Genomic DNA, 1284 nt, shown 5'->3' with positions numbered 1-1284 from the left:
ATAGTTCCACGGCCTTTGAACCTGAAGGTGTGACTTACACTGAATCTGGGAGTTATGTAGTAGAGCTATTGGCAAGCTCCTCTAATGGGAATACGGACTATGCCTCGCAGGAAGTAACAGTTCAGAGTTCACAGGCTCCTGATATTGATTTTAGTACAATCAATCAATGTGTGGGTGCGCTCAGCACCTTCACCTCCACCAACCTATCCGGCGACATCGCCACTTATTCCTGGGACTTCGACGGCGACGGGACAGAAGACTCGGCCGACCCCAATCCGACTTATCAATATTCTTCAGCAGGGGAATATGAGGTGACGCTGACAGTGATTAGTGCGTCAGGTTGCAATAATACAGTAAGTAATCAGGTAAACATTTACTCTTCTCCAATTGCCTCATTTGATCCACCAGTCACCAATTTATGTAGTAACACCCCACTAAGTTTTATAAACACAAGTACGTTTGATGTGGGGTCGCCTGTGAGTTGGGTATGGGACTTTAATGGAGAAGGGAGTAGCACAGAGCCATCTCCCAATTACGCTTTTGATAGTGGCGGCGAAAAGACGATAACACTGACAGCTACTCTGGCGGATGGTTGTGTGAATGTAGCACAAAATACGATTAACTTAGTGGCGGGTTCGCCGATAGGCTTTAGCTGGAGTAATAATTGTTTTGGGTCTGCTGTAGAGATGGTCAATACATCTGAGACGGTAGGAGTCAGCTATGAGTGGAACTTTGGCGATGGTACGCCGACAAGTGATGTGTTTGAACCCACTCATACTTATCTGGCAGCGAATACCTACAATCTTCAATTGAAGGTAACTAATGGCTCAGGATGCGAAAGTATTCTTGTTAAACCGATTATTGTAAATGATCAGGCCCTGTTAGATTTTAGTTTGACAGGCGAATTGACTCAAAATGTTCCATTACAATTTACGGGAGAAGATAAGAGCGAGTCTGGAGATCAGGTAGTTTCGTGGAGTTGGGATTTTGCAGGTTTAGGTACAGGGTCTGATCAAACAGAAGTATTTTCTTTTGGAACACCTGCTACTTATGCTGTTTCACTGGCAGTAACGACAGAGCAGGGCTGTGCTGATGAATTAACTAAAGATGTAACCATAGCTCCAGCAGAAAGGCCCACAGCGGGCTTTACGTTAGACGGGAGTTTGTGTTTGGGAGAGAGTTTACAGTTGAGTAATGAGAGTTTGAATGGAGTGTCTTATCAGTGGGATTTTTGTCAGAATGGTTTGGAGCATGCTGGAGTAGGGACGACAGCACTTAATATCA

Annotated in this window: 1 protein-coding gene; it reads left to right on the top strand. The window is 44.8% G+C overall.

From position 1 onward, the window contains the following. A partial coding sequence (locus GC130_RS25495; protein ID WP_152001202.1) for a PKD domain-containing protein occupies positions 1-1284 on the top strand: 1284 nt, incomplete at both ends.

This window comes from Imperialibacter sp. EC-SDR9 (genome assembly GCF_902498805.1).
Classification (GTDB): Bacteria; Bacteroidota; Bacteroidia; order Cytophagales; family Cyclobacteriaceae; genus Imperialibacter.
The sequence above is the reverse complement of the archived record's forward strand: the minus strand, read 5'-3'. Positions and strand labels throughout refer to the sequence as shown.